The 18242-nt window shown below is 63.4% G+C and carries 16 protein-coding genes; 13 read left to right on the top strand and 3 right to left on the bottom strand.

Annotation, left to right across the window (positions count from 1 at the left end; all coding sequences use genetic code 11):
- Positions 1 to 172: 172 nt before the first annotated feature.
- Together BPNPMPFG_RS08945 and BPNPMPFG_RS08940 are read left to right on the top strand one after the other, a co-directional pair.
- A complete protein-coding gene (locus BPNPMPFG_RS08945; RefSeq protein ID WP_258594793.1) occupies positions 173 to 1711 on the top strand; it encodes a trimethylamine methyltransferase family protein in 1539 nt (512 codons plus the stop codon).
- Between the two features lie 57 nt (positions 1712 to 1768).
- On the top strand, positions 1769 to 4195 hold the full coding sequence (locus BPNPMPFG_RS08940; RefSeq protein WP_258594792.1) for a GcvT family protein: 2427 nt from the start codon (positions 1769 to 1771) through the stop codon (positions 4193 to 4195).
- Positions 4196 to 4214: 19 nt separating this feature from the next.
- On the opposite strand, the gene BPNPMPFG_RS08935 is transcribed toward BPNPMPFG_RS08940, so the two are convergent.
- Complete coding sequence (locus BPNPMPFG_RS08935) at positions 4215 to 4607, bottom strand: DoxX family protein (protein WP_258594790.1); 393 nt, start codon at positions 4605 to 4607, stop codon at positions 4215 to 4217.
- A 209-nt stretch (positions 4608 to 4816) separates the two neighbouring features.
- On the opposite strand from BPNPMPFG_RS08935, the gene BPNPMPFG_RS08930 reads away from it, so the two are divergent.
- The gene (locus BPNPMPFG_RS08930; RefSeq protein ID WP_258594789.1) at positions 4817 to 5305 is read left to right on the top strand and encodes a hypothetical protein; all 489 of its coding nucleotides are present in this window, start codon (positions 4817 to 4819) and stop codon (positions 5303 to 5305) included.
- 108 nt (positions 5306 to 5413) lie between these two features.
- Here BPNPMPFG_RS08930 and BPNPMPFG_RS08925 read toward each other — a convergent pair whose 3' ends face one another.
- On the bottom strand, positions 5414 to 6190 hold the full coding sequence (locus BPNPMPFG_RS08925) for a VOC family protein (protein ID WP_258594787.1): 777 nt from the start codon (positions 6188 to 6190) through the stop codon (positions 5414 to 5416).
- A gap of 308 nt (positions 6191 to 6498) precedes the next feature.
- On the opposite strand from BPNPMPFG_RS08925, the gene BPNPMPFG_RS08920 reads away from it, so the two are divergent.
- The 10 genes from BPNPMPFG_RS08920 (at position 6499) to otsB (ending at position 17894) form a co-directional block, all read left to right on the top strand.
- Positions 6499 to 7854: an NAD(P)-dependent oxidoreductase gene (locus BPNPMPFG_RS08920; RefSeq protein WP_258594786.1), complete on the top strand. Its 1356-nt coding sequence runs from the start codon at positions 6499 to 6501 to the stop codon at positions 7852 to 7854.
- Between the two features lie 4 nt (positions 7855 to 7858).
- A complete protein-coding gene (locus BPNPMPFG_RS08915) occupies positions 7859 to 8701 on the top strand; it encodes a class I SAM-dependent methyltransferase (protein WP_258594784.1) in 843 nt (280 codons plus the stop codon).
- A gap of 12 nt (positions 8702 to 8713) precedes the next feature.
- A complete protein-coding gene (preA, locus tag BPNPMPFG_RS08910; protein WP_258594782.1) occupies positions 8714 to 10027 on the top strand; it encodes an NAD-dependent dihydropyrimidine dehydrogenase subunit PreA in 1314 nt (437 codons plus the stop codon).
- 337 nt (positions 10028 to 10364) lie between these two features.
- The gene (locus BPNPMPFG_RS08905) at positions 10365 to 10883 is read left to right on the top strand and encodes an RrF2 family transcriptional regulator (RefSeq protein WP_258594781.1); all 519 of its coding nucleotides are present in this window, start codon (positions 10365 to 10367) and stop codon (positions 10881 to 10883) included.
- A 12-nt stretch (positions 10884 to 10895) separates the two neighbouring features.
- Positions 10896 to 11354 carry a carboxymuconolactone decarboxylase family protein gene (locus BPNPMPFG_RS08900; RefSeq protein WP_258594780.1) on the top strand — a complete coding sequence of 153 codons (459 nt, stop codon included), beginning with the start codon at positions 10896 to 10898 and terminating at the stop codon, positions 11352 to 11354.
- Between the two features lie 68 nt (positions 11355 to 11422).
- Positions 11423 to 11800, top strand: a complete 378-nt coding sequence (locus tag BPNPMPFG_RS08895) for a DoxX family protein (RefSeq protein WP_258594779.1) — start codon at positions 11423 to 11425, stop codon at positions 11798 to 11800.
- A gap of 139 nt (positions 11801 to 11939) precedes the next feature.
- Positions 11940 to 12998 carry a glycosyltransferase family 4 protein gene (locus BPNPMPFG_RS08890; protein ID WP_258594778.1) on the top strand — a complete coding sequence of 353 codons (1059 nt, stop codon included), beginning with the start codon at positions 11940 to 11942 and terminating at the stop codon, positions 12996 to 12998.
- A 49-nt stretch (positions 12999 to 13047) separates the two neighbouring features.
- Complete coding sequence (locus BPNPMPFG_RS08885; protein WP_258594777.1) at positions 13048 to 15210, top strand: amylo-alpha-1,6-glucosidase; 2163 nt, start codon at positions 13048 to 13050, stop codon at positions 15208 to 15210.
- Positions 15211 to 15351: 141 nt separating this feature from the next.
- Positions 15352 to 17133 (top strand): alpha,alpha-trehalose-phosphate synthase (UDP-forming), encoded by a 1782-nt coding sequence (locus tag BPNPMPFG_RS08880; RefSeq protein ID WP_258594775.1) that lies wholly within the window; start codon positions 15352 to 15354, stop codon positions 17131 to 17133.
- Positions 17130 to 17894, top strand: coding sequence for a trehalose-phosphatase (gene otsB / locus BPNPMPFG_RS08875; protein ID WP_258594774.1), 765 nt, complete (start codon positions 17130 to 17132; stop codon positions 17892 to 17894). Before BPNPMPFG_RS08880 ends, otsB begins: the two co-directional genes overlap by 4 nt.
- Positions 17895 to 18117: 223 nt before the next feature.
- On the opposite strand, the gene BPNPMPFG_RS08870 is transcribed toward otsB, so the two are convergent.
- Entirely contained in the window at positions 18118 to 18240 is a 123-nt protein-coding gene (locus BPNPMPFG_RS08870; protein ID WP_258594773.1) for a hypothetical protein, read from the bottom strand.
- Positions 18241 to 18242: the final 2 nt, after the last annotated feature.

The following is an 18242-nucleotide window of genomic DNA, read 5'->3' as shown; positions in this document are numbered from 1 at the left end:
GCGTCCATTAACGCTTCGTCGTCGGCGTCGCTCGATACCGTATTGATAATCCGACGTATTTAGTCGCTTTTTCTAAACAGCTATTGAAGAAATGCCGCCGTGGCTAAAATCACGCCCGCAAATGGCGTATTTCTGACAGCTTGCCCGGTTTGCCAGGGCTTTGATATCAGGCATGAACGAACCAAGACGCAAACGTGGCGCCGAGCGCACCAGCAACAGGGGGCCGTCGGCCATCCCGCAATTGCCGCTCAGGCGGGTGACAAATCCCTATCCGCCGATGGCAATGCTGTCGCCCGATCAGATCGAGCAGATCCATCAGGCGTCGATGCATATATTGGAGAATTTCGGCATCGAGGTGATGAGCCCACGCGCGCTTTCGCTGTTCGAGAAATCCGGCGCCCAGGTCGATCATGCCTCAGCGAATGTCCGCATCGATCGCGGCTTGGTTGTCGAGGCGCTGAAGACCACTCAGTCCAACTATACGCTGACGCCGCGCAATCCGGCCAACGCCATTCATCTGGGCGGCAACACCATCAACTTCACCCTCGTCGCCGGGCCACCAAATGTGCACGACATGGAACGCGGGCGCCGCGCCGGCAATTTGCGCGACTATGCGGATCTGACTCGGCTGGCGCAGCATTTCAACTGCATTCACATGCTCGGCAACCAGGTCTGCGCACCGGTCGAACTGCCGGCGAATTCCCGCCATCTCGATACCTACTTCACCAATCTCACGCTGACCGACAAGAGTTTCCATGTCTCGGCGATCGGCCGAGGCCGGGCGCTGGACGGCATCGAGATGATGGCGATTGCGCGTGGGATGACACTGGACCAGATGCGCGATGATCCCGGCATCACCACCATCATTTCGGTCAACTCGCCGCGCCGTTTCGACGAGATGATGGCCGAGGGGCTGATGACCATGGCCGAATTCGGCCAGTCGGTGGCGGTGACGCCGTTCACGCTGATGGGGGCGATGAGCCCGGTAACGCTGGCCGGCGCGCTGGCGCAGCAGAATGCCGAGGCGTTGTTCGGTGTGGTGCTGACACAGCTTGTGCGGCCCGGCGCGCCGGTCATGTATGGCGCCTTCACCTCCAATGTCGACATGAAGTCGGGGGCGCCGGCCTTCGGCACGCCCGAAAACACCAAGGCCAACATTGCCTCGGGGCAATTGGCGCGGCGCTACGGGCTGCCCTACCGCACCACGCCGGGCTCGGCCTCCAACGCCGCCGATGCGCAAGGCGCCTACGAGACGCTGATGGCGTTGTGGGGCGCCGTGCTCGGCCACGGCAATCTAGTCTACCACGCCGCCGGCTGGCAGGAGGGCGGGCTGACGGCATCGTTCGAGAAGCTCATCATCGATGTCGAGATGATCCAGCACATGATGGAGTTCTTGCGCCCGATCGAGGTCAACGAGGCGGAGCTTGCCGTCGAGGCGCTGGGTGCGGTGCCGACCGGCGGCCATTTCTTCGGCGAGCCGCACACGCTGGAGCGCTACGCCACCGCCTTCTACCAGCCGATGCTGTCCAACTGGCAGAATTACGAAGCCTGGCAGGAAGCCGGGGGGCTCGACGCCACGGCGCGCGCGACGCGGCTGTGGAAGAAGGCGCTGGAGGACTATGTCGAGCCAGTGATGGATATCGCCGTGCGCGAGGCACTGGAGGCTTACATGGCCAAGCGCAAGGAAGCGATCGGGCATGGCGAGCCGTGATGCCTCCCATCCTGAATCCACTCACCCATCCAACTCACTGATATCAGAGAAGAACCCATGAAATCGCATGCAAAGGTCGTGGTCATTGGCGGTGGTGTCGTCGGGTGCTCCGTACTGTTCCATCTGGCCCGCCATGGCTGGACCGATGTCGTGCTTCTGGAGCGCGACGAACTGACGTCGGGCTCGACCTGGCACGCGGCCGGCGGCATGCACACCATCAATGGCGACCCCAACGTCGCCAAGCTGCAGAAATACACCATCAACCTCTACAAGGAGATCGAGGAGCTTTCCGGCCAGGCGACCGGCGTACACCTGACCGGCGGCGTGCTTCTGGCGGCGACCGAGGCGCGGCTCGACTGGCTGCGCGGCGTCGTCGCCAAGGGTCGCTATCTTGGCATCGAGCTTGAGGAAATCTCGCCCAGCGAGGCGGCCGAACTGATGCCGCTGCTCGATCCCAAGCAGTTCGTCGGCGCCGTCAGAAACAAGGAGGACGGTCATCTCGATCCGTCGGGGGTTACCCATGCCTATGCCAAGGCCGCGCGCAAACTTGGCGCGGAGATCGAGCGCTTCACCAAGGTCGAGGACATCGTGCGGCGCGCCGACGGACTATGGCGGGTCATCACCAACAAGGGCGAGGTGGTGGCCGAGCATGTCGTCAATGCCGGCGGCCTGTGGGCGCGCGAGGTCGGCCGCATGGTTGGGCTGGAACTGCCGGTGCTGGCCATGGAGCACATGTACCTGATCACCGAAGACATGCCGGAGGTCGCTGCCTGGAACGCCAAGACCGGCACCGAGATCATCCATGCGGTCGATTTCGACGGCGAACTCTATCTGCGCCAGGAGCGCGGCGGCATGCTGATGGGCACCTATGAGAAAGCCAACAAACCGTGGTCCGAGTTCCAGACGCCGTGGAATTTCGGCCATGAATTGCTGGCGCCCGACATCGATCGCATCGCGCCGTCGCTGGAGGTCGGGTTTCGGCATTTCCCGGCCTTCCAGAACACCGGCATCAAGCAGATCATCAACGGCCCCTTCACCTTCGCGCCGGACGGCAACCCGCTGGTCGGGCCGGTGCGCGGCCTGCCGGGTTTTTGGGTCGCCTGCGGCGTCATGGCCGGCTTTTCACAAGGCGGCGGCGTCGGCCTGGCGCTGTCCAACTGGATGATCGAGGGCGATCCCGGCGCCGACATCTGGGCGATGGATGTCGCGCGCTATGGCGACTGGGCGACGATGGCCTACACCAACGCCAAGGTGCGCGAGAACTATTCCAGGCGCTTTTCGATCCGCTTCCCCAATGAGGAGCTGCCCGCCGGGCGTCCGCTGAAGACGACGCCGGTCTATGATCTGCTCTCGGCCAAGGGCGCGCAGTGGGGCGTCGCCTATGGGCTGGAGGTGCCGCTCTGGTATGCGCCGGAGGGCGTCAAGGACGAGTTCTCGTGGCGCCGCTCGAGCGATTTCACCCAGGTCGCCAGGGAGGTCGCGACCGTTCGCGACAGTGTCGGCCTGTCCGAGATTTCGAGCTTCGCCAAATACAAGGTGACGGGCGAGGGGGCGGCCGTGTGGCTGGACCGGATGCTGGCCTGCAAGCTGCCGAAGCCCGGTCGCATGACGCTGGCGCCGATGTTGAAGGACGACGGCAAGCTGATCGGCGACTTCACACTGGCCAATCTCGGCAGGGAGGGCTGGTTCCTCGCAGGCTCCGGCATCGCCGAGCAGTACCACATGCGCTGGTTCGAGACGCATCTGCCTGGCGATGACTCCGTTCGTATCGAGGCGCTGGGACCGAAACTCACTGGCCTCGCTATCGCCGGGCCGAAGGCGCGGGAAGTGCTGGCCAAGGTCAGCCGCGCGGATGTCTCCAACGCGGCGTTTCCGTTCATGGCGGTTGCGAAAATGGACATCGGCATGGCGCCATGCCTGGTCGGCCGTGTCAGCTACACCGGCGACCTCGGCTATGAGATCTGGGTGGCGCCGGAGTATCAGCGCGCCGCGTTCCAGGCGCTGGTGGCGGCCGGCGAGGAGTTTGGCGTCGGCCTGTTCGGTTCGCGGGCGCTCAACGCGCTGCGGCTGGAAAAGAATTACGGCTCATGGGCGCGCGAGTACCGGCCGATCTACGGGCCGCTGGAAGCCGGGCTCGATCGCTTCGTCGCTTACAGCAAGGACGCGGATTTCATAGGCAAGGCTGCGGCACTCGCCGAGCGCAAACAGGGCGGCAAGCTTCGCCTGCGCGCCTTCATCGTCGACACCGCCGACGCCGACGTCATCGGCGACGAGCCGATCTGGTTCGGCGGCGCGGTGCGCGGCTGGGTGACGTCGGGCGGCTATGCGCATCATTCGAAAAAATCCGTCGCCGTCGGCTACGTGCCGAAGGAGATCGCCGACGAGAGCGACGGGTTCGAGATCGAGCTCCTGGGCAAGCGTCATGCGGCGCGCATGCAGGCGGTGCCGCTGTTCGATGCCAATTTCGAGCGGATGCGCGCCTGAACGCATCCCTTTCAAGGCTTCAGGCGCCGCGGCGGTTGTCCAGCGCGAAGGCACCGGCGCCGGCAAACACCAGATAGAGGAAGATGAAGCAGAACGAGATCGCCGCATCGCCGCTGTTGTTGACCGGGAAGAAGTCGCGCGGCATGTGCGCCATGAAATAGGCGATCGCCATTTCGCCGGCCAGAAGGAACGCGACCGGGCGGGTGAGGAGGCCCAGCGCCAGCAGGATGCCACCGGCGAATTCGAGAATTCCGGCGGCGAGCGAGAGCCCGCCAAGGGCATGGGGTTGGGCGCTGACGGGGAAGTTGAACAGCTTCTGGCTGCCGTGTTCGATGAACTGCAGCGCCGTCACGATGCGCAGCACGCCCAGAGCCTGCGGCTGGTATTTGGCGAGGCTGTCGAAAAGCTTCATAAATGACTCCATTATTACCCGCCCGGCCGTAGATCATTGCCGAAAGCCGGGCCATTCACAAAGTCCGGTCCGCCATCAATTGTCGGTGAGAGGGCTGTGAGGCGGACGGATGGGATCGGCCGGCTCGCATCTGGCCATCGCCGTCCGAGGCGCTATAGTTGGCGCCACATCTCGCCCGATCCGTCATTCAGTCCTATGGAGCCTCGCCAATGAAGACACTCGCTCTTGGTTTTGCAGCCATGCTGGCGGCAACGACGGCCGCCATGGCCGAGGACGCCGGTTGTGAGGCCTTCAAGTGGCCGGTAACGCGGGAACAGGCGCTGTTTGCCGCCGCGCCGGCAACGCCGTCCGGGGCGACGCTGGCGGTCGGCGCGGCCGCGGAGCTGGCGCTGGTGCCGGTCGAGAAGGCCGGTTTCGCGGTGCCGCCCGAACATGCCCCGGCGCCAGGCACGTTTGGTGCGACCGCCAGCCTACAGGTGCCGCCCGACGGAACCATCCAGATAAGCCTGTCGGGCGAGGCCTGGATCGACGTCATTCAGGACGGCCACGCCGTGAAGTCGGTGGGCTATAGCGGCGTGAAAACCTGCCCCGGCATCCGTAAGAGTGTGCGTTTCAAGCTTGCAGCCGGCCCGGCCACCGTCCAGTTCAGCGGCGCGAAAAAGGCTGACCTTAAGGTCGCGGTGCTGACGCCGGAATAATCGTCAAAGGCGCGGGGTTGGCGGGACAGCGCCTCACTCTGTCTGGCGGACAGAGTGAGGCGCAAAGGATCGCCAGCCTTCACAACGTTGCGAGCTTCCGGTGAGCTCTTACCGTACCGGGGCCATCAGAGCGAAATGCGCGCCTTGCGGGTCCTGGCATTGCACGATCCAGCTGCCGCCGGGGACGTCCATCGGCCCCATCAAGATCTTGCCGCCATTGTCGGTCACCCGCTTTGCCGCCGCGTCGATGGCCGCGACATTGAAGTAGAACTGCCAGACCGGCACCGGGATCTGTTGCGGCTTGTTCATGATGCCGCCACCGGATTCGGGACCGGCGGTAAAGGTCTGGTAGATGCCCATCGGGCCCATGTCGAAATCGCCGGCATTGGCCCAGCCGAACTGGTCGGAATAGAAATCGAACGCGGCCTTCCAATCCGATGTGTAAAGCTCGTGCCAGCCGATATGGCCTGGTGTGCTGGCCGGCACGATGGGCTGGTCCGGGCCGTTCGGCTGCAGGAACATGAAGGTCGCGCCCTGCGGATCGGCGACGACGGCAAAGCGGCCGACGCCCGGAATGTCGTCGGGCTGGCGGTGTACGGCACCGCCGGCCTTCTCCAGCGATGCCGTGGCGGCATCGACGTCTTTGGTATGGATATAGCCGAGCCAGGCGGGCGGCATGCCCATCTTGGCGGCATCCTCAGGCATCGTCATCAGGCCGCCGACGCCACGCTCGCCGACATTCATGACGATATAGCGCGGCATGCCGGGGGCCTTGTCGAAAGGCTGCGCCGTCCAGCCGACCACTTTGGTGTAGAACGTCTCGGCGGCGTCGAGATCGGTGGTCATCAATTCGTACCAGAAGAAGGGCATCGGGGATTTTGGCATTGTCGGTCTCCTCACCGGTTCATGCATCGATCGTTCGGACGATCCATCCTAGGACGATCTTCACGACGAAAATCCGACAACGCCCAAACAACAATGTCGATCCATGGACGAGGTCAGGGCTATCGATGCCCGTGCAGGCGAGCCCAGCCATTCATTCGCGCTGCAAACGCAACCGCAGCTGTCATAACATGACTAAAAAAATCATGTTTTTATCGAGCCTTTTCAGTGTCTTCCGCCGAAAATTGACCAATTGATAAAAAAATAAAACGTGCTAGCCTTTCGCAAAACGAAAACATGGGGAACTGACGATGCCAGAAGGCCAGTTCAAAGAGGGTATTGCCGGCGGCCGGCTTGCGGCCGACCAGTATGCAGACAATTTTTCCGACCTGCATCCGCCGCTCGATCATCACGAGGCGCTGGTCGAATCCGACCGCTGCTATTTCTGCTACGACGCGCCGTGCATGAATGCATGCCCGACCTCGATCGACATTCCCCTGTTCATCCGACAGATCTCGACCGGCAATCCGATCGGTTCGGCCAAGACGATCTTCGACCAGAACATTCTGGGCGGCATGTGTGCCCGCGTCTGCCCGACCGAGACGCTGTGCGAGGAGGTCTGCGTGCGCGAAGTGGCGGAAGGCAAGCCGGTGCAGATCGGCCGCCTGCAGCGCTATGCCACCGATGTCGCGATGGGCGAGAACAAGCAATTTTACCAACGCGCCACCGCCACCGGCAAGACGGTTGCAGTGGTTGGGGCCGGGCCGGCAGGCCTTGCCGCCGCGCACCGGCTTGCCCGGCATGGCCATGACGTGACCATCCTGGAAGCGCGCCCGAAGGCGGGTGGCCTCAATGAATATGGCATCGCCGCTTACAAGAGCGTCGACAATTTCGCCCAGGCCGAAGTCGACTACGTCACCGCCATCGGCGGCATCGACATCCAGAACGGCAAGGCGCTCGGCCGCGACTATCAGCTGTCCGACCTGATCCGAAATTACGATGCGGTGTTTCTCGGCATGGGGCTTGGCGGCGTCAATGCACTGCGCGCCGATGGCGAGGACGCCGACGGCGTCACCAATGCAGTGGAGTTCATTGCCGAATTGCGCCAGGCCAGCGATCTCTCGGGGTTGCCGGTCGGCCGTCGCGTCGTTGTCATCGGCGGCGGCATGACGGCGATCGATGCGGCGGTGCAGTCGAAACTGCTTGGCGCCGAGGAGGTGACGATCTGCTACCGGCGCGGCCAGGAGCACATGAACGCTTCCGGGTTCGAGCAGGATCTGGCCGCCGCCAACGGCGTCAGCATCCGCCACTGGCTGCAGCCGAAGCGGGTGGTCGCTGAGGCCGGCAAGGTGTCGGCGATCGAACTCGAATACACCGCCATGAATGGCGACAGGCTTGCCGGCACCGGCGAGACGCTGACGCTCGTCGCCGACCAGGTGTTCAAGGCGATCGGCCAGAGCTTTGTGCCGACAGCGCTCAATGGCAGCGGTGCCGCGATCGACCTCGAAGCCGGCCGCATCAAGGTCGATGCGGAAGGCCGCACCTCGCTCGCCAAGGTCTGGGCTGGCGGTGACTGCATCTTTGGCGGCGACGACCTCACCGTCTCGGCCGTCGCGCAAGGCCGCGACGCGGCGGAGAGCATCCACAGGAGCCTCGCTCAGGGATAGGATCATGGCCACGGTGGAACCGGGCATCGCCCGTCACTACGACATATCGGGTCTGGAGGAGCGGATCATTGCCGCGCTCGCCGATACGGGCGTGGACGTTGCCCATCTGCGCGCCGGCGATCTCGAAGCGGTCGACGAATTCCACATTGGCGGCGTGGCCGCCACCAGGGAACTCATCGAGCAGATGGGTCTGAAGCCGGCGGCCAAGCTTCTCGATATTGGGTCTGGTGTCGGTGGCCCGGCTCGCTTTGTTGCAAACAGCGTTGGCGCCGATGTTACCGGCATCGATCTGACGCCAAGCTATGTCGATATCGCGACCAGCCTGTCGAAGCGAACCGGGATGGCTGGCAAGACACACTTCGTGCAAGGCAGCGCTCTGGATATGCCATTTGCGGATGCAAGCTTCGATGCGGCTGTCATCCTGCATGTCGGCATGAACCTTCCCGACAAGCCGAAGCTGATGAGCGAGGCCGCCCGCGTGCTGCGGCCGGGCGGCGTTTTCGCCGTTTACGATGTCATGAGGCTGAAGGACGGCGCGCTGACCCATCCGCTGCCATGGGCGTCGAACCAAACCATGTCCTTCGTCGCGACGCCTCACGATTATCGCTCGGCGGCAACCGCCGCGGGGTTCTCGGTGACCGCTGAGCGGCCGCGCGGCGCCTTTGCCATTGAATTCTTCGCGACGATGCGTGCCCGGATGGCGGCTGCGCAAGCCGAAGGCAAAAAACCGCCGCCCGGCGTCGGCCTCATCATGGGCGAGGACGCCCGCACCAAGATCGCCAATCTTACCGCCGCGCTTGAAGGCGGCATTCTTGCACCCGTCGAACTGCTCCTTCGTCTCGGCTGAAAGGGACCTGTCATGGCAGACATCCGCAACAATTTCGTCGGCATCAAATCGCCCAATCCGTTCTGGCTGGCTTCGGCGCCGCCGACCGACAAGGCCTACAACGTCATCCGTGCCTTCAAGGCCGGCTGGGGCGGCGTGGTGTGGAAGACGCTGGGCGAGGAAGGCCCGCCGGTGGTCAACGTCAACGGCCCGCGCTATGGCGCCATCTGGGGCGCCGACCGCCGCCTGCTCGGGCTCAACAACATCGAGCTGATCACCGACCGCGACCTGCAGGTCAATCTGCGCGAGATCAAGCAGGTCAAGAAGGACTGGCCCGACCGCGCCATCGTCGTCTCGCTGATGGTGCCGTGCGTCGAGGAGGCCTGGAAGGCGATCCTGCCGGTTGTCGAGGAGACGGAGGCCGATGGCATCGAGCTCAATTTCGGCTGCCCGCACGGCATGTCGGAACGCGGCATGGGTGCCGCAGTCGGCCAGGTGCCGGAATATATCGAAATGGTGGTGCGCTGGTGCAAGCAGAATACCCGCATGCCTGTCATCACCAAGCTGACGCCCAACATCACCGATGTGCGCAAGCCGGCGAGGGCGGCGCATGCCGGCGGCACCGACGCGGTGTCGCTGATCAACACCATCAATTCGATCACCGGCGTCGACCTCGACAGTTTCGCGCCGCAGCCGACCATCGACGGCAAGGGGTCGCATGGCGGCTATTGCGGTCCGGCGGTGAAGCCGATTGCCATGAACATGGTGGCCGAGATCGCGCGTGATCCCGAAACCCATGGCCTGCCGATCTCCGGTATCGGCGGCATCACCACCTGGCGCGACGCGGCCGAATTCATGGCGCTCGGCGCCGGCAATGTGCAGGTGTGCACGGCGGCGATGACCTACGGCTTCAAGATCGTGCAGGAGATGATCGCCGGCCTCGAGAACTGGATGGACGAGAAGGGCCATGCCTCGCTCGACGACATCGTCGGCCGCGCCACGCCCAACGTCACCGACTGGCAGTATCTCAACCTCAACTACATCGCCAAGGCGCGTATCGACCAGGACGCCTGCATCAAATGCGGCCGCTGCCACATCGCCTGCGAGGACACCTCGCACCAGGCGATCACCAGCATGGTCGATGGCGTCAGGCACTTCGAGGTGATCGAAGCCGAGTGCGTCGGCTGCAATCTGTGCGTCAATGTCTGCCCGGTCGAGAACTGCATCACCATGGAACCGCTGGCGGCAGGCGTCATGGACCAGCGCACCGGCAAGCCGGTGTCGCCGGTCTATGCCAACTGGACGACGCACCCGAACAACCCGATGGCCAAGGTGGCGGCGGAGTAGTTTTGGGTTTTCCTCTCCCCACGAAGTGGGGAGAGGTGGCCCGGCGAAGCCGGGACGGAGAGGGGCTTTCGGGACGACTGGGCACTGCCCAAAGTCCGGATGGCCTTTTATTTGCTCGTGCCTTTTCCTCTGCGCTTCTGACGTCGCGAAGGTCGTCCCCCTCTCCGTCCCGGCTTCGCCGGGCCACCTCTCCCCCGCTCCCGCGGGGGCGAGGAACTTCCTGCAACCGCAACCCCTCAACGCTATATCGTCCGCGAGAGGGGGAGATTGTCCAGTTTCCTATTGCGGATAAGAATTATCCACGATAAAAACTATCCATGAATAGGAGGCTGACACAATGAAGCTGGGCGAGGGCGTTGAAGCAGCCATTCACTGCGCCGCCATGCTGGCCGGCGTCGAGGGCGAGGCGACCATGCCGGCCTCCGCCATGGCGGAGGCCTTTGGCCTGTCGCCGAGCTATCTCCTGAAGCATCTCAACATGCTGAGCGCGGCGCGCATCCTGGAATCGGTCTCGGGACCGGCCGGTGGCTACCGGCTGGCGCGGCCGGCCGAGCGCATAACGCTGCTCGATATCGTGCTCGCCGTCGAAGGGCGCGAACCGGCCTTTCGTTGTGGCGAGATCCGCCGCAACGGTCCGGCCAGGCTCGACGCCTCGGCCTATGTCAAACCCTGCGGCATCAATGCCGCGATGCTGAAGGCCGAGAAAGCCTACCGCGCCGCACTCGCCGAGGCAAAGCTGTCCGACATCGTGGCGGAATACATGACCGATGCCGATCCGCGTTCGGTGGCCGCAGGCTGTGCCTTCGTGGCGCGCCATCAGCGGCAGCAGAAATCCAGTTCAACCAAGCAAGCGTAAAGGGACATCAAGATGAAACAGAGGCTGCAATTTTTCGCCAAGGCGCCGGAGATCATGAAGGCGGTGTCGGCGCTCAACAAGGCGGTCGACGAATGCGGACTCGAGGAAAGCCTGCTGCACCTGATCAAGCTGAGGGCGTCGCAGATCAATGGCTGCTCGTTCTGCGTCGAGATGCACAGCCGCGAGGCCAGGCGCGACGGCGAGACCGAGCAACGGCTCTATCTGGTTTCGGCCTGGAAGGAATCGCCGCTGTTTTCCGAGCGCGAGCGGGCTGCGTTCGCCTGGACCGAGGCCGTCACACTGATCGCCAACAACGGCGTGTCGGACGAACTCTATGCAAGGACGCTCGAGCATTTCTCGGAAGAGGAACTGGTCAAACTGTCCGTCGCGCTCGGCATGATCAACACCTGGAACCGGCTGTGCATTCCGTTCCAGGCCATTCATCCGATGCCGACGGCGAAGGCTGCCTGATTGTCCAATTGTGTCTTGGAGCGCCGTCGACGAGGCGGCGCTCCAACTGTTTTTGAAGGGAGAGTTTGATGCCTGTCGATTTGCCTTCGATCCTGTTGTTTCTCGGCCGCCTGTTGCTCGGTGGCGCCTTCGTTCTCGCCGGCCTGCGCAACATCCAGAACGCGGAGTTCCTGACCCAGTTGATGGCAGCACGCGGCGTGCCGCAGGCGCGGTTGGCGCTGTGGACCGGCATTGTCCTGCAGATTGTCGCCGGTCTGGTGGTAATCGCGGGCCTCTGGACGGCAATGGCCGCCGCGGTGCTGTTGCTGTTCCTCATCGTCGCCACGCCGATGCTCCACAATTTCTGGGACCATCGGGGCCCGGACCGCGCATCGCGTATCAATGGCTTCGTCGGCAATGTCGCACTGAGCGGCGGTTTTCTGACGCTGATCGCGCAGTCGGTTTGACAGATCCGGCGGCGACCGTGTGGCCGTCGCCAATTCCTGGATGGGCGGTTCTGTAGCCCGACGGCATCGATCTTAAATCGGAACCAATCGAGCCGTTGACGCATTTCGCACCTGTATGCCGAGCATCCCGGGATGAAATATGAAAATCGCCCATGTCGCGCCGCTTTATGAATCGGTCCCGCCCAGACTTTACGGTGGCACCGAGCGCATCGTCTCGTATCTGACCGAAGCGCTGGTCGATTTGGGCCATAATGTGACGCTGTTTGCGAGCGGCGACAGCCAGACCTCCGCCAGGCTGGTAGCCGGCCGGGAATGCGCGCTTCGCCTCGATCCGCGCCCGCTCAAATCCGAGATTGCGGCGCATCTTTCAATGCTCGCCGAGGTGCGCAAACGCGCGCGAGAGTTTGACGTCATCCACTTTCACCTAAGCCACTTCCTGCACTTTTCCTTCTTCGAGGACATAGCGGAGCGGACGGTGACGACGCCGCATGGCAGGCTGGATTATGTCGACCTGGCGCCGGCCTATGAGCGTTTCGCGCGCTTTCCGATGATTTCCATTTCACACAGCCAGAAGGCAGGCCTGGCCAAGGCCAACTGGCTGGCAACGATCCACCATGGACTGCCGCCTGATATCTACGAACCGACTTTCAGGACCGCGGAAGAACCCTACCTTGCCTTCCTCGGCCGGTTCTCGCGCGACAAGCGCCCGGATCGCGCCATCGAGATCGCCTTGCGCTCGGGGCTTAAGCTGAAGCTCGCGGCCAAGATCGGCGACGACGATCGCGCCTATTTCCACGAGGTGGTCGAACCTCTGATCGACGGCGATCGCATCGACTATGTCGGCGAGATCGAGGAGGACGAGAAGGCGGAATTTCTCGGCAATGCGGCCGGCCTGCTGTTTCCGATCGACTGGCCGGAGCCGTTCGGCCTTGTCGCCATCGAGGCAATGGCCTGCGGTACGCCGGTGATCGCCTGGAATTGCGGCGCACTGCCGGAAATCATCGATCAGGGCGTGACCGGCTTTATAGCTGACACGGTGGATGGCGCGGTCGCTGCCGTGCCTGATTTGCTGCAACTCGACAGGCGAAAGGTGAGAGCCGTTTTCGAAAAGCGGTTTTCCGCCAGAAGAATGGCCGGCGACTATTTGGCCGCCTATGCGCGACTGATCGGCGTCCCGGCCCAAGCGAAGGCGTCGTGAACGGCGACGTGCTCGGGCGACGGAACAAAACGACAGGGATTTGTGACGAATGGCCCAACTCGACGAGCGCCAGCTCGATCCAGCCGTAGCGCTTGCCTCGCTCGACGCAACCGCTCCTCGTGAGCCACACCGGCTGTTTGCGCTCAAGCAGGGCGACTGCTTTGTCGTTGCCGATGCCTATGGCGACATACGGGGCGCCGGCGATGGCTTCTTCCGCGACGACACACGGGTGCTCTCCGAGTTCAGGCTGACCGTCGGCGGCAGGCAGACATCGTTGCTTGGCGCCTCGCTCAGCCAGGACAATGTGCTGTTCACCACCAACCTGACCAATCTACCGATGCAGAGTGCTGGCGGCCGCGACATTCCGCAGGGCGCGATTCACGTCGAACGCGTCCGGCTGCTTTGGCAGGACAGGCTGTTCGAACGCATCAGACTTTCCAACTACAGTCGGGAAACCTCGACAATCGGCGTTTCCCTGCACTTTGCCGCCGATTTCCGCGACATGTTCGAGGTGCGCGGCTCGACACGGCCGCGGCGCGGCCTGGCCCATGTGGCCGAGACGGGTGCGACATCCGTCCTGCTGCGCTACGACGGGTTGGACGGGTTGGCGCGCGCATCGGTGATTTCGTTCTCGCAGGAACCGGATCAGCTGACGGCCGACCGCGCCGATTTCCTGCTCGCCGTGACCAAGCGCAGCAGCAAGGTGCTCTATGTCGAGGTCGGTCCCGAGATGGCGAATGCGCCCGATCGCGACCGGTTTCGCGCCGCCGCCGCCCGGGCCCGCTTTGGCATGCGGGCCAAGCGCCGCCATGGCGCGACGGTGCACAGTTCCGGTCGCGTCTTCAACGACTGGGTCGAGCGCGCCCGCGCCGATGTCGCGCTGCTGACCACCGAGCTTGCGACCGGACCCTATCCCTATGCTGGCATCCCTTGGTTCTCGACGGCATTCGGCCGTGACGGCGTCATCTCGGCGCTGCAGATGCTCTGGCTCAACCCAGGCCTGGCGCGGGGCGTGCTGGCCTTCCTGGCCCAGCATCAGGCGACGGAGACGTCGCCGTTCAGCGATTCGCAGCCGGGCAAGATCATGCACGAGACCCGCAAGGGCGAGATGGCCGCGCTGCTGGAACTTCCCTTCGGTCGTTACTATGGCGGCGTCGATACGACGCCGCTCTACATCCATCTCGCCTGTGCCTATGCCGATCGTACCGGTGACATGGCGTTCATCGACAGCCTGTGGCCGTCGCTGTGCGCCGCGGCCGAGTGGACGGAGGAGGCGGGCCGCGAGACCGGATTCGTGACCTACCAGCGGGCTGCCGAGTCCGGCCTGGCCAACCAGGGCTGGAAGGACAGCTTCGATTCCGTCTTTCATGCCGATGGCCGCATCCCCAAGGGTCCGATCGCGCTGGTCGAGGTGCAAGGCTATGTCTTTGCCGCCTTCCGGGGGCTGGCGAAGCTCGCCCGTCGCCGCGGCGAGGACGACAGAGCCGATCATTGGGATAGCCGCGCCGAGGCCATGCGGGCCGCGGTGGAACGCGATTTCTGGCTCGACGATCTCGGCTTCTATGCCTTGGCGATCGACGGTGCCGGCGAGCCCTGCAAGGTGCGGACCTCGAATGCCGGACATCTTCTCCTTGTCGGGTTGCCTGCGCCGGAGCGGGCGCGGATGGTCGCCGATCAGCTTCTTTCCGCCTCCTTCCATTCCGGCTGGGGGTTGAGGACGCTTGCCGACGATGCCGTGTTCTTCAACCCGATGTCGTACCACAATGGCTCGATCTGGCCGCATGACACCGCCCTATGCGGCGCCGGCCTGGCGCGTTATGGCGAGCGCGACAGCGTGGTCCGCCTGATGAGTGGCACATTCGAATCCGCGGTCCATTTCAACATGCGGTTGCCGGAACTGTTCTGCGGTTTTACGCGCGCGCCTGGCGAAGCACCGATCGCCTATCCCGTCGCCTGCCTGCCGCAGGCGTGGTCGGCGGGTTCCGCCTTCATGCTGATGCAGGCCTGCCTTGGCCTGGAAATCGATGGCTGGGATGGCGAGATCCGCGTTACCCGTCCGAGGCTGCCGATCGGCATCGACACACTCACGCTGCGGCACCTGGGCGTCGGCGAAAGAATGGTCGATCTCACGTTCCAGCGCGTTGGCGACCGCGTCGTCGCCTTTCTTGCCGACCGGCATGAAGGCCTGGTGCCGCTCATCGTCAGGACCTGATCCGGATCAACTCGGAACCGATCCCGGCTTTGTGCGTTGCAAATTCAGGTTCGGACGGCGACCGGGTCGCCAGCGGACAGTTCCAAATCGGAAACACGAACAAAAAGGCCGCCGAACGGCCGGAGACGAGTTGGTATTCCAATGACAGATTATGGTGCGGACCTGCTCTGGGTTCTGATCCTTGCAAGCCTTGGTCTCTCCGCTCTTGCCGTTTTCTTCTCCATATCGCGGCAACGCCGCAATCACCCTCCCGCGGTTACCCATCCGGCGGGCGAGGACGTGGCCGCGGAAGCCGCGCGCAAGGTGATTCGGGAGTTCGAAAAGAACGGCCAATCGGCCGACGCCGCCCTGGTGACATGGTCGCCCGAAACATTGCGCAAGATCCTGGCCGACGATCTGCCCGATGCGCAGGTCATCGTGGTCTCCAACCGCGAGCCGTATATCCACAATGTCAGGGATGATGGCGTCGAACTGGTGGTTCCGGCCAGCGGCCTGGTTTCGGCGCTGGAGCCGATCACCCGCGCCTGCGCCGGCACCTGGATCGCCTATGGCGGCGGAACGGCGGATCGCCTCACCGTCGACAAGGACGACCGGGTACAGGTGCCGCCCGGCAATCCGTCCTACACGTTGCGCCGGGTCTGGTTGACGGAGGAAGAACATCAGGGCTACTACCTCGGCTTCGCCAATGAAGGCCTGTGGCCGCTTTGCCATATCGCCTTTACCCGGCCGATTTTTCGCGCATCGGACTGGGAAGCCTATGAAGCCGTCAACCGGAAGTTCGCCGATACGGTGGTGGCCGAGGCACGCAACGAGCGGCCGATCGTGCTGGTTCAGGACTACCATTTCGCGCTGCTGCCACGGATGATCCGCGAGCGCCTGCCCGAGGCGATCGTCATCACCTTCTGGCACATCCCATGGCCGAACTCGGAAGTATACAGCATCTGTCCGTGGCGTGAACGCATCCTCGAGGGGCTGCTCGGCAGCTCGATCATCGGTTTCCACACCCAGTTCCATGCCAACAATTTCACCGAAAGCGTCGATCGCTTCCTGGAGAGCCGCATCGAGCGAGCCGATGCGGCGATCTCCTATGGCGGGCAGACGACGCTGGTACACGCCTATCCCATCTCGATAGAATGGCCGGCGGCCCTTCTGGCAAAATTGCCTGATGTCGATGATTGCCGCGCCCGCCTGCGCAACAGGTTCGGGCTGAAAGCGGATGTGAAGCTTGGCGTCGGCGTCGAACGTCTCGACTACACCAAGGGCATCCTGGATCGGTTTCAAGCGCTGGACGAATTGTTCAAACGATACCCGGAATGGATCGGAAAACTGGTCTTTCTGCAGATCGCGGCACCCAGCCGCGGCACGCTCCCGGCCTACAAGCAGCTCCACGACGAATGCCACCGCTATGCCGAAGAGCTCAACGAGCGTTATGGCCGCGATGGCTACAAGCCGGTGATCATGGTGGCTGAACATCACACGCAGGAACAGGTCTATGAGATCTATCGCGCCGCCGACATATGCATGGTCACCAGCCTGCATGACGGCATGAACCTGGTCGCCAAGGAATTCGTCGCGGCGCGCGACGACGAACAGGGCGTTTTGATGCTCAGCACATTCGCCGGCGCCTCGCGCGAATTGCTGGAAGCGCTGATCGTCAATCCCTACGATGCCGCCATGATGAGCGAGACGCTGCTGCAGGCGCTGACCATGACGCCGGACGAGCAGCGCGAGCGCATGCGGCCGATGCGGCAGATGGTGCGCGACAACAATGTCTATCGCTGGGCCGGCAGCATGCTTCTCGATGCGGCGCGCTTGCGCAAGCGCGGCGACGTCGATCGGGCAACCGGCACTGGCGACCGGCAGCCTCCAAGCGTCGACAATGTCGTTTCCATGTTCGAGCGCAAACGGCTGGCAATGTCATGAGCGAGACCCTGCAAAAGGTTATAGGCGAGACCCTGCAAAGGCCGCAGACTGTGCTGACCGGCGAATGGGCGCTGTTCCTCGACATTGACGGCACCCTTTTGGAACATGCGGAACATCCGGACGCCGTGTCGGTCAGCGACGAACTTCGCTCTTTGCTGCAGGGCCTGGATCACAAGTTGAACGGGGCATTGGCCGTTATCACAGGCCGCTCCGTTGCGGCCGTGGACCAGCTGTTTCAACCTTTGAAACTGCGGGCGGCCGGGCTTTATGGCCTGGAACACAGGCTGCTGCCGGACGACGACGTCGAAGTCGCGGGAGAGCCGGCGGATATTGCCGCTCTTGCCGACGAGATCGAGGCCGAGCTCGGTCGTGGGCAAGCCTATATCGAGCGCAAGGGCCGGGTGCTGGCGATCCACACGCGCGCTGCGCCGCATCTGCTTCCGCGCGCGACGCAGCTTGTCGAGCAGGCGCTGGCCAGCCTGCCAAAGGGCTACCGGGTGGTTGCCGGCAATGCCGGAGTGGAACTGCTGCCGCTCGAGGCAGCCAAGGGTGCCGCGATCCGGCGGTTCATGGGCATCGCGCCATTCACGGGCCGCCGCCCGGTCTTCCTGGGCGACGATACACCTGATGAAAACGGTTTTGAGGCCGTCAATGATGCCGGCGGTATATCGATACGGATCAAACCACCAGCGCATACCACCGCGCGGTACGGCCTTGCCGGCGTTGCCGAAACGCTCGCCTGGCTGAGAGGTCAACTTTAGATCCAACCGAGCGACGCAATCGCGCAGTTTGGAAGGATATTCGGCAGGAAAGGAACGGTTCGATGGGACTCTTTGCACGTTTGGTGCGTGAGATCACGCTAGATTGGCTCAATCCTCGCGCTACCCGCCATGAAGCCGCCGGCATTTCACCATCCGATGCTGACGCCAGCTGGCAGGAAGCAATCGACAACAAGATGTATGGGGCCGATACGTCCGATTATTCTCATGTTCCGGACCATCCTGTTTCAGATACGGCAAGACCGGCGGGCGACAGGCCCGTAAACGTGAAGAATTTGCCGCGCGTTCCAAGGAAGCCGAGCAGGTAGCAGGTCTTGGCGTCGCTCATAT

Source organism: Mesorhizobium sp. AR07 (genome assembly GCF_024746815.1).
GTDB lineage: Bacteria > Pseudomonadota > Alphaproteobacteria > Rhizobiales > Rhizobiaceae > Mesorhizobium.
Note: the sequence above shows the minus strand (reverse complement) of the source record. Positions and strands in the feature narration are given on the sequence as shown.

Excerpts from the sequence above, each read along its gene's own strand:
- BPNPMPFG_RS08945 (WP_258594793.1), top strand. The coding sequence starts at position 173 with ATGAACGAACCAAGACGCAAACGTGGCGCCGAGCGCACCAGCAACAGG.
- BPNPMPFG_RS08940 (WP_258594792.1), top strand. The coding sequence starts at position 1,769 with ATGAAATCGCATGCAAAGGTCGTGGTCATTGGCGGTGGTGTCGTCGGG.
- BPNPMPFG_RS08935 (WP_258594790.1), bottom strand. The coding sequence starts at position 4,607 with ATGAAGCTTTTCGACAGCCTCGCCAAATACCAGCCGCAGGCTCTGGGC.
- BPNPMPFG_RS08930 (WP_258594789.1), top strand. The coding sequence starts at position 4,817 with ATGAAGACACTCGCTCTTGGTTTTGCAGCCATGCTGGCGGCAACGACG.
- BPNPMPFG_RS08925 (WP_258594787.1), bottom strand. The coding sequence starts at position 6,190 with ATGCCAAAATCCCCGATGCCCTTCTTCTGGTACGAATTGATGACCACC.
- BPNPMPFG_RS08920 (WP_258594786.1), top strand. The coding sequence starts at position 6,499 with ATGCCAGAAGGCCAGTTCAAAGAGGGTATTGCCGGCGGCCGGCTTGCG.
- BPNPMPFG_RS08915 (WP_258594784.1), top strand. The coding sequence starts at position 7,859 with ATGGCCACGGTGGAACCGGGCATCGCCCGTCACTACGACATATCGGGT.
- preA (WP_258594782.1), top strand. The coding sequence starts at position 8,714 with ATGGCAGACATCCGCAACAATTTCGTCGGCATCAAATCGCCCAATCCG.
- BPNPMPFG_RS08905 (WP_258594781.1), top strand. The coding sequence starts at position 10,365 with ATGAAGCTGGGCGAGGGCGTTGAAGCAGCCATTCACTGCGCCGCCATG.
- BPNPMPFG_RS08900 (WP_258594780.1), top strand. The coding sequence starts at position 10,896 with ATGAAACAGAGGCTGCAATTTTTCGCCAAGGCGCCGGAGATCATGAAG.
- BPNPMPFG_RS08895 (WP_258594779.1), top strand. The coding sequence starts at position 11,423 with ATGCCTGTCGATTTGCCTTCGATCCTGTTGTTTCTCGGCCGCCTGTTG.
- BPNPMPFG_RS08890 (WP_258594778.1), top strand. The coding sequence starts at position 11,940 with ATGAAAATCGCCCATGTCGCGCCGCTTTATGAATCGGTCCCGCCCAGA.
- BPNPMPFG_RS08885 (WP_258594777.1), top strand. The coding sequence starts at position 13,048 with ATGGCCCAACTCGACGAGCGCCAGCTCGATCCAGCCGTAGCGCTTGCC.
- BPNPMPFG_RS08880 (WP_258594775.1), top strand. The coding sequence starts at position 15,352 with ATGACAGATTATGGTGCGGACCTGCTCTGGGTTCTGATCCTTGCAAGC.
- otsB (WP_258594774.1), top strand. The coding sequence starts at position 17,130 with ATGAGCGAGACCCTGCAAAAGGTTATAGGCGAGACCCTGCAAAGGCCG.
- BPNPMPFG_RS08870 (WP_258594773.1), bottom strand. The coding sequence starts at position 18,240 with ATGAGCGACGCCAAGACCTGCTACCTGCTCGGCTTCCTTGGAACGCGC.